This is a genomic window from Burkholderia lata (assembly GCF_902499335.1).
GTDB lineage: Bacteria > Pseudomonadota > Gammaproteobacteria > Burkholderiales > Burkholderiaceae > Burkholderia > Burkholderia lata_B.
Genome location: NZ_CABVQK010000005.1, coordinates 432505 through 448842 on the forward strand (window position 1 = coordinate 432505; position 16338 = coordinate 448842).

A 16338-nucleotide genomic window follows, 5' to 3' on the forward strand; every position below is an offset into this window, starting at 1 on the left:
GCCCTTTTAATCGGAGATTCGCAACATGGCCAAGGTACTCGTTCTTTACTACTCGTCGTACGGGCACGTCGAAACGATGGCGCAGCACATCGCGGAAGGCGCGAAATCGGTGGCGGGCGTCGAGGTCACGCTCAAGCGCGTGCCGGAAACGATTCCCGCCGACCAGGCCCGCGCGATCGGCGTGAAGGTCGACCAGGCTGCACCGGTCGCCACGGTGGACGAACTCGCCGACTACGATGCAATCATCTTCGGCACGCCGACCCGCTTCGGCAACATGGCCGGCCAGATGCGCACATTCCTCGACCAGACCGGCGGCCTGTGGATGAAGGGTGCGCTCGTCGGCAAGATCGGCAGCGTGTTCGCGTCGACCGGCACGCAGCACGGCGGCCAGGAAACGACGATCACGTCGTTCCACACGACGCTGCTGCACCACGGGATGGTGATCGTGGGCGTGCCGTATGCGTGCAGCGGCCTCGTCAACATGAACGAAATCACCGGCGGCACGCCGTACGGCGCCACCACGCTCGCAGGCGCGGACGGCAGCCGCCAGCCGAGCGCGAACGAGCTCGACATCGCGCGCTACCAGGGCAAGCACGTCGCGGAACTCGCGAGCAAGCTCGCGTCGTAACGCGCCGGCCCGGCAGTTCGGGCAGCCCCGCACATGCGCAAACGGCGCCGGTCGACCCGGCGCCGTTCGTGCTGTGTACAGGTCCGGCCGTTACTGGCCCGATGCCGGAGCGGCCGGCGCCGCCTTCGTCGCGGGTGCCTTCGGTGCGGCGTTCTGCGGATAGTTGCTCTGGTCGTTGGTCAGCCGGTAGCCGCTGCCCGTGCCGATCGCCTTCAGGTCCGACGCGTGCCGCGCCCGGGCGGCCTTGCGGGCCGCCTTCTTCTGCGCCTTGTCGACCTGCTTCTGCGTCGGCGCGGACGCCGGATCCTGCGCATATGCCGCCGGCGCGGCGGTCAACAGCAGACCGAACGACGCCGTTACTGCTACTGCCACTGAAACCACGCGAGACTTCTTCATGGCCGGATCTCCTTGTCGATTGTTGGCTGTGGGTCGAACACCGGCGCGCACACGACCGCTTGCGACATCGGCGCCGATGCAACGTTAGCCGATCAGTATTCAGTTGTCCGTGTGCGTTCCTGAATTCTCCTGATAACGGCCACGATACATGCGTACCGCGCGCGCCGTCGTTCCGGCGCGTCGCCTGCGCCATCAGGGAAACCGATAACCCGGCCCCGCCCGGCCGGCGCTCAGACCCAGCGCGACAGCACCGGCAGCAGGATCGGCACGACGAAGGCTGTCAGCACGCCGTTCAGCCCCATCCCGAGCCCGGCGAATGCGCCGGCCTCCTCGCTGACCTGGAACGCGCGCGCGGTGCCGATCCCGTGCGACGCGACGCCGAGCGCGAACCCGCGCACGGCCGGTTCATTGACGCGCAGTGCGTTGAGGATCCCGCGTGCGCACACCGCCCCGAAAATCCCGGTCGAAATCACGAGCACGGCGGTGAGCGACGGAATCCCGCCGATTTCCGCGGCGACGGCCATCGCGATCGGCGTCGTCGCCGATTTCGGCGCGAGCGACGCGATCGTCTGGTGCGACGCGCCGAACAGCGCCGCGATGCCGACCGCCGACACGATCGCGGTCAACGAACCCGCGAGCAGGCCGACCAGCAGCGGCACCGCGGCGCGGCGCAGCTTCGACCACTGGCGGTACAGCGGCAGCGCGAGCGCGACGGTCGCGGGGCCCAGCAGGAAGTGGACGAACTGCGCGCCTTCGAAATACGTCGGATACGGCGTATGCGTGATCGTCAGCAGCACGACGATCAGCGCGACGGCGATCAGCACCGGGTTCGCGAGCGGGTTGAAGCGCGCCCGCGCATAGACGGCCTGCGCGAGCAGATACGCAATCAGCGTGATGGTGAGGCCCAGCAACGGGGTCGCGGCGAGATAGACCCAGATCGCGCCGAGTTTCGGGAAGGCCGTCATTGCGTGCCCTCCGCCGCGCCGCCCGCGCGCCGCTGGCGGCGCAGCAGCGCACGCGTGACGAGCGCGGTCACGGCGATCGCGAGCGTGGTGCTGACGGCCAGCGCGACGACGACCGCGACCGCGTCGCCGCGCACGCGGTCGGCCGACACCATGATGCCGACGCCGGCCGGCACGAACAGCAGCGACAGGTGGCGCAGCAGCTCGAGCGCGGTCGGCTCGATCGCGTCGGCCACCTGCGGGCGCAGCATCACGAAGCCGAACAGCAGCAACATGCCGATCACCGGGCCCGGCACCGGCAGGCCGAACAGGTAGGACACGCCTTCCCCGAGACACTGGAAGGTCAGCAAGACCGCGAACGCCCGCAGCATGAACCGCTTCTCCCGAACGTGGCCGCGCTGCCCGGCGGCCGCGCGACCGATGGCCGGCGGATTGACGCGCCGGCGTGGACGATACGGGCGATCGTACCAACTTCACGCGCCAGCGGACATCGCCGCGCGCGATCGCGGGAAGACACCACCTGCTGCACGGCGCGCGGCCTCCCGCCGCCACGCGTCATCCCGGCACGGGTTCGGCCGACGCCGTCCGATCCCGGCCGCACGCGCTGCCGGATGCGCCGGCCACGGGCAGCATGAGCGTCACGGTCGTGCCCTGCCACGGGGCGCTGCGCACGCTGATCTCGCCGCGGTGCCGGTCCACGACCGCCTTGGCGAACACCATGCCGAGCCCGACACCCTTCGTGTCGGGTTGCCCTTGCAGGCGAAAGCGCCGGTAACGCTCGAACAGGCGCGCCTGATCCTCGGCCGCGATCCCGTAGCCGTAGTCGCGGATCACGCAGCACACCGAAGCGCCGCCGTCCGCCAGGGCGACGCTGCACTCGATGCGGGTATGTTCCGCGCTGTACTCGACCGCGTTTCCCAGCAGATTGACCAGCGCACGCGACAGCAGCGCCGGATCGCCGTGCACGAGCGCGTCGTCGCACGACGGTACGTCCTCGACCGCGATGTGCTTTTCCCGCGCGCGCAGCCAGATTTCGTCGCGTGCCTGATTCATCAGATCGGCAACGTTGACGAGTTCCGACGCGTACTCGCTCGTCTCCGCCCGCGACACCTGCGCGAAACCGTCCGCCATTGCCAGCGTATGACGCGCCAGCCCGTCGATCTCGTGAAGACGCTCGCGCAGCGTGCAGTCGGGCGGGCACGCGGCAGGCGCGTTCACGAGCACGATGACCGAGGTGAGCGGCGCGCGCATGTCGTGCGAGAACAGCGTCAGCATATCGTTGCGCTGCCGCTCGAGCAGCGTGCGATGGACGTAGGCGCCGCGCAACGCGTCGAGTGCATCGTTCACGTGCACGATCTCGGGGCTCGTGCCCGGAATCCGGACGATCGGCGATACGTCGCCCTCGCTCAACGCGACGATGCGCCGGCTCAGCGCGTCGAGCGGCTTCGACAGCGTCCGCTGCGTGCCGCGCACGAGCAGGAACAGGATCGCGATGCAGCACGCCGCCTCGGCGGCGGACAGCGCCATCCGGACACGCGCCGCATCGCGCAGCGCCACCGCGCGCGCACGCGTGAGGTCGAGCACGTGATCGCGCAGCCGCTCCGATGCATGCAGGTCCCGCATCACCCGCTGCGTGAAATCCTCGGCATCCATCGCGTACGTGCCCGAGCGGCCCGCGCGGAGCGTCGCGGCAACGAGGGGCAGGAAGCTGCTGTCCATCGTGGTGTTCAACCGCGCCAGGTCGTTCGACAGCGTCGCGTCGCCGAGTTGCGGTGCGATCGCGCCGGCAACCAGCGTGCGCAGCTGCACGATGCGCCCACGCATCTGGAGGATGCGCGCCAGCCGCTCGTCGTCGAGCGGTTCGCGCCGAATCAGCGACGCGACGAACAGCGAGCCGAGCCGGCCGGTGTATTCGCGCAGGTCACCGAGCAGGCGTGCGAGGACCAGCGCGCCGAACGTGTCCGGATGGCGCATCGCGGTCCCCGCGATCACGCCGTTGGTCAGCGTCGCGAGGTCGTCGGCGGCCGCGAACATCCGGTCCTGCGCATACTGCGTTTGCCACGTCGCGCGCGATGCCGCCGGCCGCGCGGCCAGCGCATCGACTTCGTCGCGCGCGCCGGCGAGTTCGGCGCGCACCGATGCGAGCGCATGCAGCGCGGTCTCCCGCTCGGGGGCATCGAGCGCAGCGGCCTGCGCAAGATCGGCTCGAAGCGCGTCGAGCGCCCCATCGGTACGCGCCCGCGCGTCGCGCAGCGCCTGCGCCTCCGCGGCCGAATCGCGGCGCCGCAGTGCCAGCAACCGGTTGGCCGGCCAGCGTTCGGCCGAAATCCGGTTCGACGCGATCATCACGCACTCGACCAGCGCGAAATCGCGCAAATCGAGAATGCCCTGCCGGTACTGCTGATAGCTTTCCCATAGATTCGTGCCGCACGCGACCGCCGTCATCATCACGACGAGCACGAAGCCGGCACGCATCCGCTGCCGGATCGAGATGCCGCGCAGGTTCACGATGCCGGCCCGGTGCGCGAACGAGGCACACCGCATCCGCCATCGGGCGAGCGCGCCGCACCGGCCGACCCGACGCGCCAGCCGCCACCGTTCGCCGCGAGCCACACGGTGCCCGCCGCAGCCGCCGTTGCCCCGCTAGACTGCACGCCATTCTCCCGACGATTCGCCTGCGACGCTCCCGCTGTCGTGACAGGACGCGACGGCCGCACGTGCGTCCTGCCGCCGTGCGCGACGCGCGCCGGGTGCCACGCACGGCGTCTCCCCGGCCGCGCGCTTGCCGGCGCGCGGCGGCAGCCGGCACGCGACGCAGACGGGATGCCGGCGCAGTGCGTGGCGGTAGGTGATGAACGCCGCGCCGCAATCGCGGCATTGCGCGATGTCGAGCACGCCCGCGTCGACGAAGCGCACCAGCATCCACGCTCGCGTCAGGTCCAGCGGCAGCGCGAGACCCACGGCATCGCCATGTTCGGCGTACAGCGTATAGGCCTTGACGAGCGCCTCGAGCCGCGGGCAGCCCGCCCGGTTGCGCAGGAAGCGGTAGATGCTGTGGAACAGCGATGCGTGGATGTTCGCGAACCACGTCATGTACCAGTCGGTGGACGACGGCAGCAGCCCCTTCGGCGCGGCGCCGCCGCGCACTTCGCGATACAGGCGCACGAGACGATCGCGCGGCAATCCGCACTCGATCTCCAGCATCTGCAGCCGCGCGCCGAGCCGGATCAGCGCCGCCGCGTGCATCGTCAGCTGCGCATCGTCCGCGAGGCCGTGCCGCCCGGCGTGGCCGCTCACGATGTTTCCTCGTCGGGTAGCGCGAGGCCGGCCAGCACCATCGCGGTATGCACGCGCACGAGATCGACCGGCGGCGTCGCACGGGTCAGCGCCGACAGCACGCCGTACCGTCCCGGCCGCAATGCGCAGATCAGCTGCCCCGTCGACGCGAGCTCGTTCATGTGCTTCATCGACAGCGCGGCCAGCGCGGCGGCGACGTCGGCGGTCACACCCAGGCGGAACATGCCGGTTGCGCGATCCGACTGCAGCAGCCGCTGCGCAAGCCAAAGATACGACATGTTCAGTTCCCACATTGCATCACTGTCGTTGGCAACCTTCATCGTTCACCTCGATTCATGCGCGATCAGGATCAATGATTCACCGTCAGAATACGTGCCGATAATGCGGTTATTACGAACCGTTATTTTTTCGTTCGGCGTGAATAACCGAAATTCACCGTCGCCGAACGACGCGCAGGATGCGCGTGCATCGCGCCGCCATTCAGTCCTGAAGCGGCCGCTTGCTTAGTCGTTCACATCGCGGCGATGCGGCAACACATCGTATGGCGTGCCCGCATTCGCCTGCATTGCGAACTGTCGTGATTGAGTCTCGGCGATATTCCGCTGAATGTAAACGCGACGTTAGACGCAAGACAAATGCCCGATAAACACGACTTTAGTATTAAGACTTTCGTCTTGTACAATCCGGTACATTCTTGCCGGGCCGGCCCCGGCTTTTCTTATTTAACCGTCCTCATGAAAATTCTGATCGTCGACGATCACGCCATCCTGCGGGACGGCGTGGAGATGCTGTTGCGCCGGGGTGACGGCGATACTGTCGTCGTCCAGGCGAACAGCGCCGACGACGCGGTGCGGCTGCTCGACGAGCATGCCGACCTCGACGCCATCGTGCTCGACCTGAAGCTGCAGGGCATGGACGGCCTCGACGCCCTCTCCGTATTCGCGACGATGCGCCCCGGGCTCCCGGTCATCGTGCTGTCGTCGTCCGAGGATCCCGGCGCGGTGCGCAGCGCGTTCGCGCAGGGCGCGATGGGCTACGTGCCGAAGTCCGCCAGCCCGCGCACGCTGCTGTCCGCCATCCGGATCGCACTCAACGGCGAACGCTACGTGCCGCCGCTCCTGCTCGACGACCCCGCGCCACGGCCGCCTGACGGCGCCGCTGCGGCACGCGGTTCGACGCTGACGCAGCGTCAGGTCGAAGTACTGCGGTATCTCGCGGAAGGCGTGCCGAACAAGGTCATCGCCGACAAGCTCGGCCTGTCGGAAAAGACTGTCAAGGCGCACATCACCGCGATCTTCAAGGCGCTGAACGTCATCAATCGCACCCAGGCGGCGGCGGCCGGCAGGAAGGCCGGCCTCCTCTGATCCGACGCCCGCGCGCGTCGCGACATTGCCATGTGGCCGCGGAACGCCTAAATTTTTCCCATCTCCCCCGCCCGTTCGAGGAGCGTGCGCATGACGCGTGTCGACGAGCCGCCCGAAGCGCCGGCCGATCATGAAATCCCGTTCGACCTCGCCGCCGACGTGATCGCGCGCTGGCAGCGCCTCGTCGACCTGATGGCGGAAATCGTCGGCGTGCCGGCCGGGCTGATCATGCGCAACGTCGGCCGCGACATCCAGGTGCTGGTGGCGAGCCGCAACACCGGCAACCCGTTCTATCCGGGCGAATCGGCCGAACTGCACGGCTCCGGACTCTACTGCGAAGCGGTCATCGCGAGCGGCGATACGCTGGTCGTGCCGGATGCGCGGCAATCCGCGCAGTGGCGCAACAATCCCGACCTGCGCGTCAACATGGTTTCGTATCTCGGCCTGCCGATCCGTTGGCCCGACAACACGACGTTCGGCACGATCTGCTTGCTCGACTGCAAGGAGAACGCGTATTCGGAGCGCTACATCCGGCTCGTCGAGGAATTCCGCGACCAGATCGAGATGCAGCTGCAACTGATCCGCGCGCAGCGGATCGCCGAACGCGAACGCCTGCGCGCCGCGCAGCTGGCCGAGAACTTCCGGCGGCAAAAGGATCTCGCGACGGAGGCCGTGCACGTCAAGTCGAGCTTTCTCGCGGCGGCGAGCCACGACCTGCGCCAGCCCGTCCACGCATTGAGCCTGTTCGTCGGCGCGTTGCGGCACGTCCCGATGCCGGCCGACGGCACGCTGCTCGTCGATCGCATCGACCAGTCCGTCAACGCGATGGATGCGCTGTTCACCGCAATCCTCGACATCTCGCGGCTCGACGCGGGCGTCGTGCCCGTCCATCGCCGGCCGTTCGCGATCGGTGCGGTGCTGGAACGCGTGTGCCGCGAAGTCGCCGCCGACGCGCACGGCAAAGGCCTGTCGCTGTCGTACGTGCGCAGCACCGCGGTGGTCGATTCCGATCCCGTGCTGATCGAGCGCATCGCACGCAACCTGCTGTCGAATGCGGTTCGCTATACCGACGCCGGGCGCATCGTCGTCGGCTGCAGGCGCACGCACCGGCACGTGCGCCTGCAATTCATCGACACCGGGCGCGGCATTCCGGCCGACCAGCAGGCCCGCGTCTTCGACGACTACTACCAGTTGCGCCATCGCGACGGCGACCACGAACAGGGCGTGGGCCTCGGACTGGCGATCGTGCGGCGCCTCGCGGGGCTGCTCGACTGCCCGCTGACGCTGCGCTCCGAGCCCGGACGGGGCTCGTGCTTCGAACTGCAGCTGACACGGCTGGACACGGCCGTGCAGCCGAGCGTCGCCGCCGACGAGATCGCCGTCGACGAGGCGGCTGCCGCTGCGCACCTCGTGGTCGTGATCGACGACGAAAGCGCGATCCGCGCCGGCATGTCGATGCTGCTCGAACGCTGGGGCTACCAGGTCGTCACGGCCGCGTCGGTCGATGACGCGATCGCGTGCCTGGCATCGTGCGAGGTACGTCCGACCCTGCTGATCTGCGACCTCCACCTGCACGGCGACCAGAACGGGATCGGTGCGATCGCGCGGATTCGCGACGAATACAACACGGCGATTCCCGCGATGCTGATCACGGGCGACACGACCGCGCGGCGGCCCGGCCGGCTGAAGCACGGCGGGTTCGTGCTGCTGCACAAGCCGGTGCCGAGCGACAAGCTGCGCGCGGCGATGGCACGCCTGCTGCATGCGAAGGCGCCAGGATAGCGGTGCCGGGCCGGCACGCTGCGTCGCGCGAACCCTCCCGCCCGCCGCCCGCATGCAAAAACGGCGGGCACGTAGCCCGCCGCCGAGTCTGCGCACTCGCACCGCGTCAAGCAGGGTGCGAGTGCGAGCCGCCGCTTACTTCAACCGCGTCGCGATCTCGTTCGCCATCGCCTTCATCGCGGCCTTCGTCGGCGCATCGTTGGCCAGTGCGTTCAGCAAGCCGAAATCGTGGATCGTGCCGTCGTAGCGCGTGGTCGTTGCGTCGACACCGGCCGCGTCGAGCTTGCGGCCGTATGCTTCGCCTTCGTCACGCAGCACGTCGAACTGCGCGACCTGGATCAGCGCGGGCGGCAGGCCCTTCAACTGCGCGGTGCTCGCGCGCAGCGGCGACGCGTAGATCTCGTTGCGTTGCGCTTCGTTCTTCGTATAGGCGTCCCAGAACCACTTCATCATCGGCCGCGTCAGGAAGTGCCCTTGCTGATACGCGTTGTACGAACCCGTGTTGAAGTTGTGGTCCGTCACCGGCCACATCAGCCCCTGGAAGCGGATCGCGGGGCCGCCCTTGTCCTTCGCCATCAGCGCCACCACGGCCGCCATGTTCCCGCCGACGCTGTTGCCGACCACCGCGAGACGGCTGCCGTCGACGCCAATCTCCGCGCCGTGCGCGGCCACCCACTTCGTTGCCGCATACGCCTGGTTGATCGCGACCGGGTAATGCGCTTCCGGCGACGGCGTGTAGTTCACGAACACCGCGACGGCGCCCGATTGCACGACGAGGTCACGCACCAGGCGCTCATGCGTCGGGAAATCACCGAGCACCCAGCCGCCGCCGTGAATGAACATGAACACCGGCAGCGTGCCCGTCGCGCCTTGCGGGCGGACGATCGACACCGGCACGGACAAGCCGTCCTGTTCGATCGTGCGGTTCGACACGTCGATCCCCGACAGGTCGACCTTCGTGCCGTTCTGCGCATCGACCAGCACCTGGCGCGCCTTCGCGGGGCTCAGCGTTTCGAGGCCCGGGCCCTTCTGCCCGTTGAGCGCGGCGAGGAATGCGCTCGTCGTCGCATCGGGCCGCACGGCGTCGGCACCGGTGCCCGCGGCGAACACGGTGGACGTGACGGACAGTGCGGCGGCGACGGCGGCAGCGATCAGCAGCGGCTTGACGATCTTCATGATGTAACTCCTTGGCTCAACCTGTGAATGACGATGTGACGATGGATGATTCGCAATGCGTACGATCAGACGAGCGTGAGCGTGACGTCGATGTTGCCGCGCGTCGCATTCGAGTACGGGCACACGAGGTGCGCACGATCGACCAGCGTCTGCGCGACATCGCGATCGAGGCCCGGCAGCGAGATCTTCAGTTCGACTTCGATGCCGAAGCCGTTCGGGATCGCGCCGATGCCGACGCTGCCTTCGATCGCGGCATCCGCGGGCATCGCGATCTTGTCGCGCGCCGCGACGAACTTCATCGCGCCGATGAAGCACGCGCTGTAGCCGGCGGCGAACAGTTGCTCGGGGTTCGCGCCTGCGCCGCCCGCGCCGCCGAGTTCGCGCGGCGTGGTCAGCTTCAGGTCGAGGTTGCTCTCGGGCACCGTCGCACGGCCGTCACGGCCGCCGGTGGCTTTTGCATGGGCGCGGTACAGCACTTTTTCGATCGACATGACAGACTCCTTTTCAATCAGTGAGTGAAACAGCCTTACAACCCGGGACCGCGTGCCGGCTGCTCCGCAACCGGCATCGCGTTTGTTTATCTACTCATAGATAGATAAACATCCCCAAAAAAATGCAGATGGTTGACCCACCTGCCCACTTCATCTATCTATCACCAGATAGATAACAAAACCCAACAAAAGGCGGCGAACCGCCCGACTGCCTGCGCTGCCCTTCAGGACCGCGTTTTCCAGACCGCCTCGACATCCTCGAGACGTGCCCGCGTGTGAAACAGCCGGCTGGCCAGCACGCTGCCCTGGAACGCCGCATACAACGTGCGCGCGGCCGTTTCGGGCTTGCCGCTGTACTGCAGCGTGCCCTCCTTCGAACCCTGCGCCAGCAATTCCGCGAGCCAGTTCTCGTTGGCCTTGAAGAATGCCTGCACCGCCTGCCGCACGTTCTCCGGCAACGATTCGATATCGGCCGCCAGCATCCCGCACAGGCAGATCATGTTGCCGTCGCCGAGCGTGCGGCCGAACATCTTCGTGTACAGGCTCAGCTTCACGTCGGCCGGCAGCGCCGGATCGATCGCCCGCATGGCCGAGAGGACATCGTCGCTATAGACCGACACTGCTTCCAGTACGAGGTCATCCTTCGACGGGAAGTAGTAGTGGATGCTCGACGTCTTCACGCCCACCAGGTCGGACAGGTCTCGATAGCTGAAGCCGTTGTAACCGCGCAGCATCATCAGCGTGATCGCGTGGTCGAGGATCTGTTCGCGGACGGTCGGTTTCGTTTCCATGGAGCGAACTGTATCTACTCATAGATAGACAGTCAAGGACTTTTTTAAGGGCGCGATCCGCGGCCTGCCGCCCGGCGTCCCGCCCGCGCTCACCGGCTCAAGGCCGCCCAACGCATGCACCGGGCTCGGATAGCGCACGTCCACCGGCCCCGCCACCCTTACTGCGGCTTCAACATCCGCTGAATGATCGTCCGCAGCATCGCCCGGTGTGCGCGTGGCTTGAACCCCGGCTCGAACACGACGCGCCCGACCGCGCCTTCCGCGAGCGCGAGCAGCCAGGTCGCGACCAGATCGGGCTTCAGGCTGCCGTCGATCGTCCCTTGCGCGACGCCGCGCTTGATCAGCGCGACCATCCGCCCTTTCACCTGCGCCTCGTTCGCCGCGAACAGCGCGGCGACATCCGGATTGCGCGTCGCCTCCGCCGCGGTCTCGACGCTGATGCGCGCATAGACGGGATCGCTCGACAATTCCATCAATGCCAGCGCGATCTCCTCGATCGCGGTCAGCGCATCGTCGGCGTTCGCATGCCGCGCGAACAGTTCGGCCATCTCGCGCTGGTCCTCCTGCGCGACCGCCTCGATGATCGCCGCCTTCGTCGGGAAATAGTGGAACAGGTTGCCTGGGCTCATGCCGGCCGCCTTGCAGATCGCGGCCGTGGACGTCGCATGGAAGCCGTCGCGCGCAAAACAGTCGATCGCGGCGTCCAGGATCTGGCGCCGCTTCGCTTCCACTCTTTCAGGGTCGATCTTTCTCAACAGGAACTCCGTGCTCGACGATCACTCAAATCTTTATTAGACTGATTAGTCGATCTATTATCATGGCGACGTCCCGCAGGCGTCAAGGCACCGTACCGATGTACGTGCCGCCTGCGACGTCCGCCCACACCACCGCACCGAGGGCCTCTTGAAACGAATCGTCATTGCCGGCACCGCGCTCGTCCTGCTCCTGCTGGCCGCGGCGGGAGCAATCGTGTTGCGCGGCCTGTCCGATTTCGAGCTGAAGGGCGCGGATGTGTCGACGCTCGCGTTCCGCGCCGGCGACGCCGACCTCGTCGGCACACTCGCATTGCCGGCCCACGCGCCCGATGCGCCGATCGTGCTGCTCGTCCACGGTGACGGGCCGCGCACGCGTTTCTCGGACGACGCGATGCTGCCGCTCGTCAACAGCCTGCTCGATGCAGGCATCGGCGTGTTCGCATGGGACAAGCAGGGCACCGGCCGCAGCGGCGGCGACTGGCTCGCGCAATCGATGCAGGACCGCGCGAACGAAACGATCGCCGCGATGGCGCGCGTGCGCGCCGCCGTCGGTCCCGCGCCGAAGATCGGCCTGCTCGGCTTCTCGCAGGGCGGCTGGGTGATTCCGCGCGTCGCGAATGCGGTGCGGCCCGCGTTCTCGGTGATCGTCGGCGGCGCCGTCAGCTGGCGCCGGCAAGGCACTTACCTCACGCGACAGCAGCTCGAGGCAACCGGCCTGCAGCCGGATCGAATCGATGCGACACTGGCCGCCGAGCGACGCGACAACGACGCGATCTTCGGCCAGGCGGACGTGCCGGCCGATCCGCGCCGCCGTCCCGACATCGAGCCGCGCCGCTTCGGCTTCATCGCGCGCAACTACCTGGAGGACGCGTCACAGGCGCTCGCGACGATGCAGGGGCCCGTGCTGGCGGTGTGGGGCGCGCAGGACCGCAATGTCGATCCGCTCGACGAGGCGAACACTTACACGCATGCGTTCGCGAACCAGCCCGACCGGCGCGTGGCGGTCGTGCCCGATGCGACGCATGCGCTGCTGCGCGCCGGCTGGTTCGACTACCAGCTCGAGTCCGACTGGCCGACATGGAAGCAGTGGCTGTACACGGCGCTCGGGCGCCATGCGTATGCACCGGACACGCTCGGCCCGATCGAGGCATGGATCCGGGCGCAGTGAACACGTGTGCAACACGGCGCCGCCGCAAAGGGCGTCGTGCATGAAACGGGCAATACGGGCCGCGCCGGTCGGCGTGGCCGCATCAAGGAGAGGTTTCAATGTTTTCGTGGTTTGAACGGCGCCTGCCGACTTTCCCGCTCGAAGATCCCGTCACGCCGCCGCGGGGTTTCTTCTCGTTCGTCTGGGCGTGCACGAAAGGCGCGCGCAGCTGGATCCTGCTGATCGCGCTGACGTCGGCCGCACTGGCCGCGTACGAAGCCGCGCTGTTCGCAATGATGGGCCGCGTGGTCGACTGGCTCGCGTCCGCGACGCCGGTCGATTTCGGCGGCCGCCACTTCGGCACGCTCGCCGGGTTCGCGGCGATCCTCGCCGGCAGTACGCTGCTGATCGCACTGCATACGATGGTCAAGCACCAAGTGCTCGCGATCAACTTCCCGATGCGGCTGCGCTGGCTGTTTCACCGGCTGATGCTCGACCAGAGCCTGTCGTTCTACGCGAACGAGTTCGCGGGCCGCGTGACGACCAAGATCATGCAGACCGCGCTCGCGGTGCGCGATGCGCTGTTCATGTCGGTCGACGTCGTGATCGGTGTCGCCGCGTACCTGATCGGCATCCTCGCGCTCGCGGCCAGCTTCGACTGGCGGCTGATGATCCCGCTCGCGCTGTGGGCGCTCGGATACGGCCTGGCGTGCGCGTATTTCGTGCCGCGCCTCGGTGCGGTCGGCAGCCGCCAGGCCGATGCGCGCGCGCTGATGACGGGCCGCATCACCGACGCGTATTCGAACATCACGACCGTGAAGCTGTTCTCGCACACGCGGCGCGAAGCCGATCACGCTCGGCGCGCAATGGAAGCGTTCAAGGCGACCGGCGACGCGCAGATGCGGCTCGTCAGCGCGTTCGAGGTCGTCAACCACCTGCTGTCGACGCTGCTGCTGGTCGGCTCGACCGGCCTCGCGCTGTATCTGTGGATGCACGGCGAGGTGAGCGCGGGTGTCGTCGCGGCGGTGATCGCGATGGCGCTGCGCCTGTCGAGCTATTCGCACTGGATCATGTGGGAGATGACCGAGCTGTTCGAGAACGTCGGCACGATCCAGGACGGCATCAATACGCTGACGAAGGTGCGCAGCGTGGTCGACGCGCCCGATGCGACGCCGCTCGCGGTGCAGCGCGGCGGGATCGTGTTCGACAACGTGCAGTTCGCGCACGAGGACAACGACCGTGCGGTATTCGACGGGCTGAACCTGACGATCCGGCCCGGCGAGCGGATCGGCCTGATCGGCCGCTCGGGCGCCGGCAAGTCGACGCTCGTGAACCTGCTGCTGCGCTTCTACGACGTGGGCGGCGGCACGATCCGGATCGACGGGCAGGACATCGCGCACGTGACGCAGGACAGCCTGCGCAGCGGGATCGGGATGGTCACGCAGGATACGTCGCTGCTGCACCGGACGATGCGCGAGAACCTGCTGTACGGGCGCCCCGACGCGACCGAGCGCGAGATGCACGACGCGGCCGTGCGCGCGGAAGCGTCCGAGTTCATCGACCGGCTGCGCGACCGTCACGGCCGCAGCGGCTATGACGTCGAGGTCGGCGAGCGCGGCGTGAAGCTGTCGGGCGGCCAGCGGCAGCGCGTCGCGATCGCGCGGGTGATGCTCAAGGACGCGCCGATCCTCGTGCTCGACGAAGCGACCAGCGCACTCGATTCCGAAGTCGAAGTCGCGATCCAGCGCAGCCTCGACGGCCTGATGCACGGCAAGACGGTGATCGCGATCGCGCACCGGCTGTCGACGATCGCCGCGATGGACCGGCTGATCGTGCTCGACGAAGGGCGGATCGTCGAGGAAGGCACGCATCAGCAGCTGCTGCAGGCCGGTGGCATCTATGCGGCGCTGTGGGCGCACCAGAGCGGCGGGTTCCTCGGCGAAACGGCGGACGTGGAGAAGGCGGAGCAGTAAGCCACCCGTCCGGATGCGCAAGACGCGCGGCCTCGTTGCCCAGGCCGCGCGTCGCCACGACACTACAACCGCACGACCGTCGATTTCAGCTCGGTGTATTTGTCGAGCGCATGCAGCGACTTGTCGCGACCGTTGCCCGACAGCTTGTAACCGCCGAACGGGAAGTTCATGTCGTCGCTGCCGTCGCCGTAGCAGTTGACCCACACGGTGCCAGCGCGCAGCCGCCGCGCAACGGCATGCGCGGTCGAGAGATCGGCCGACCATACGGCCGCTGCCAGTCCGTACTCGGTGTCGTTGGCGATCCGCACGGCCTCGTCGATATCGTCGAACACGATCACCGACAGCACGGGCCCGAAGATCTCCTCGCGCGCGATCCTCGCATCGGGCTTCACCTCGAACACCGTCGGCTCGACATAGAACCCGCCCGTCTCCTCGCGCACGCGCGCACCGCCCGTGACGAGCTTGCCTTCGTCGCGCCCTGCACCGATGTACCCCATCACGCGATCGAGCTGCGTGCGATCGACGATCGCCCCCATCGTCACCGACGGATCGAGCGGATGCCCGGGCGCGAAACGCCGCGACGCGTCGACCAGCTTCGCGACGAATGCGTCCTTGATGTCGCGATGCACGAGCAGGCGCGAGCCGGCCGTGCACACTTCGCCCATGTTGAAGAAGATCGCGTCGGCCGCCGCCTGCGCGGCGCGGTCGAGATCGGGGCAATCGCGCAATACGATGTTCGGCGACTTGCCGCCGAGTTCGAGCCACACGCGTTTCAGGTTCGACTGCGCAGCGCATGCCATGATCTGCTGCCCCGTGCGCGTCGATCCCGTAAACGCGATGCAGTCGACGTCGCGATGCAGCGCGAGCGCCTTGCCCGGCTCCGCACCGCCCGGCACGACGCTGAACACGCCGGGCGGCATCCCCGCGTCGCATGCGAGCTGCGCAACGCGGATCGCCGTGAGCGGCGATTTCTCGGATGGCTTGAGCACGACGCTGTTGCCAGCCGCGAGCGCCGGCGCGAATTTCCACGCGGCCATCAGCAGCGGAAAATTCCACGGCACGACGGCCGCGACGACACCGATCGGCTCGCGCGTGACGAGCCCGACCAGATGATGGTCGACCGGCGCGACTTCGCCGCCGACCTTGTCGATTGCCTCCGCATACCAGTCGACGCAATGCGCGGCGGCCGGCACGTCGATCGCCGTGGTATCGGCGATCGGCTTGCCGGTGTCGAGCGTCTCGAGCAACGCGAGCTCGTCGAGATGCTCGCGCATCAGCGCGGCCCAGCGCTGCAGCACCGCCTTGCGGGCCCGCGGATTCATGCCGGCCCAGCTCCGCGCGTCGAACGCGCGGCGCGCGGCCGCCACCGCGAGGTCGACGTCGTCGGCGCCGCAGTCGGCCACGTGCGCGAGCACGCAACCGTCGATCGGGCTCACGCAGGCGAAGGTCGCGCCGGTTTGCGCGTGGCGCGCCTCGCCGTCGATGAACGCGCGCCCTTCGACCGGCAGCACGGCCGCGCGGGCTTGCCAGTCTTCGAATGTCGGTTGATTCATGCGTTTCCTCCTGAAAAGTCGCG

16 protein-coding genes are annotated in these 16338 nt (G+C 67.9%); 5 read left to right on the top strand and 11 right to left on the bottom strand.

Going from position 1 to position 16338, the window contains the following annotated elements:
- Window positions 1-25 precede the first annotated feature (25 nt).
- Window positions 26-628 (top strand): NAD(P)H:quinone oxidoreductase, encoded by a 603-nt coding sequence (wrbA, locus tag BCO18175_RS15020; RefSeq protein WP_174981989.1) that lies wholly within the window; start codon window positions 26-28, stop codon window positions 626-628.
- Between the two features lie 90 nt (window positions 629-718).
- Here the strand turns inward: wrbA and BCO18175_RS15025 are convergent, their stop codons facing one another.
- The 6 genes from BCO18175_RS15025 to BCO18175_RS15050 form a co-directional block, all read right to left on the bottom strand.
- On the bottom strand, window positions 719-1024 hold the full coding sequence (locus tag BCO18175_RS15025; RefSeq protein WP_166966120.1) for a hypothetical protein: 306 nt from the start codon (window positions 1022-1024) through the stop codon (window positions 719-721).
- A 230-nt stretch (window positions 1025-1254) separates the two neighbouring features.
- On the bottom strand, window positions 1255-1989 hold the full coding sequence (locus tag BCO18175_RS15030) for an LrgB family protein (RefSeq protein WP_174981991.1): 735 nt from the start codon (window positions 1987-1989) through the stop codon (window positions 1255-1257).
- Entirely contained in the window at window positions 1986-2357 is a 372-nt protein-coding gene (locus BCO18175_RS15035) for a CidA/LrgA family protein (protein ID WP_174981993.1), read from the bottom strand. The genes BCO18175_RS15030 and BCO18175_RS15035 overlap by 4 nt, the downstream gene beginning before the upstream one ends.
- 184 nt (window positions 2358-2541) lie before the next feature.
- Window positions 2542-4530, bottom strand: a complete 1989-nt coding sequence (locus BCO18175_RS15040) for a sensor histidine kinase (protein WP_254608080.1) — start codon at window positions 4528-4530, stop codon at window positions 2542-2544.
- 99 nt (window positions 4531-4629) lie between these two features.
- A complete protein-coding gene (locus BCO18175_RS15045) occupies window positions 4630-5283 on the bottom strand; it encodes a FlhC family transcriptional regulator (protein ID WP_254608081.1) in 654 nt (217 codons plus the stop codon).
- Window positions 5280-5603, bottom strand: coding sequence for a flagellar transcriptional regulator FlhD (locus BCO18175_RS15050; RefSeq protein ID WP_174972724.1), 324 nt, complete (start codon window positions 5601-5603; stop codon window positions 5280-5282). Before BCO18175_RS15050 ends, BCO18175_RS15045 begins: the two co-directional genes overlap by 4 nt.
- 315 nt (window positions 5604-5918) lie before the next feature.
- Here BCO18175_RS15050 and BCO18175_RS15055 point away from each other — a divergent pair, with 315 nt between their 5' ends.
- Window positions 5919-6647, top strand: a complete 729-nt coding sequence (locus BCO18175_RS15055) for a response regulator (RefSeq protein ID WP_254608082.1) — start codon at window positions 5919-5921, stop codon at window positions 6645-6647.
- Window positions 6648-6737: 90 nt separating this feature from the next.
- Window positions 6738-8429, top strand: coding sequence for a hybrid sensor histidine kinase/response regulator (locus tag BCO18175_RS15060; RefSeq protein ID WP_174981994.1), 1692 nt, complete (start codon window positions 6738-6740; stop codon window positions 8427-8429).
- Window positions 8430-8564: 135 nt separating this feature from the next.
- On the opposite strand, the gene BCO18175_RS15065 is transcribed toward BCO18175_RS15060, so the two are convergent.
- From BCO18175_RS15065 to BCO18175_RS15080, 4 genes are all read right to left on the bottom strand, one after another.
- Window positions 8565-9605 carry an alpha/beta hydrolase gene (locus tag BCO18175_RS15065; RefSeq protein WP_174981996.1) on the bottom strand — a complete coding sequence of 347 codons (1041 nt, stop codon included), beginning with the start codon at window positions 9603-9605 and terminating at the stop codon, window positions 8565-8567.
- Between the two features lie 65 nt (window positions 9606-9670).
- Window positions 9671-10096, bottom strand: a complete 426-nt coding sequence (locus BCO18175_RS15070) for an organic hydroperoxide resistance protein (protein ID WP_174981998.1) — start codon at window positions 10094-10096, stop codon at window positions 9671-9673.
- 224 nt (window positions 10097-10320) lie between these two features.
- Window positions 10321-10887: a TetR/AcrR family transcriptional regulator gene (locus tag BCO18175_RS15075; protein ID WP_174982000.1), complete on the bottom strand. Its 567-nt coding sequence runs from the start codon at window positions 10885-10887 to the stop codon at window positions 10321-10323.
- Between the two features lie 158 nt (window positions 10888-11045).
- The gene (locus BCO18175_RS15080) at window positions 11046-11642 is read right to left on the bottom strand and encodes a TetR/AcrR family transcriptional regulator (protein ID WP_174982002.1); all 597 of its coding nucleotides are present in this window, start codon (window positions 11640-11642) and stop codon (window positions 11046-11048) included.
- A gap of 148 nt (window positions 11643-11790) precedes the next feature.
- On the opposite strand from BCO18175_RS15080, the gene BCO18175_RS15085 reads away from it, so the two are divergent.
- Complete coding sequence (locus tag BCO18175_RS15085; protein WP_174982004.1) at window positions 11791-12810, top strand: alpha/beta hydrolase family protein; 1020 nt, start codon at window positions 11791-11793, stop codon at window positions 12808-12810.
- Between the two features lie 98 nt (window positions 12811-12908).
- A complete protein-coding gene (locus BCO18175_RS15090) occupies window positions 12909-14762 on the top strand; it encodes an ABC transporter ATP-binding protein (RefSeq protein ID WP_174982005.1) in 1854 nt (617 codons plus the stop codon).
- 62 nt (window positions 14763-14824) lie between these two features.
- On the opposite strand, the gene BCO18175_RS15095 is transcribed toward BCO18175_RS15090, so the two are convergent.
- Window positions 14825-16315: an aldehyde dehydrogenase gene (locus BCO18175_RS15095; RefSeq protein ID WP_174982006.1), complete on the bottom strand. Its 1491-nt coding sequence runs from the start codon at window positions 16313-16315 to the stop codon at window positions 14825-14827.
- Between the last annotated feature and the right edge of the window lie 23 nt (window positions 16316-16338).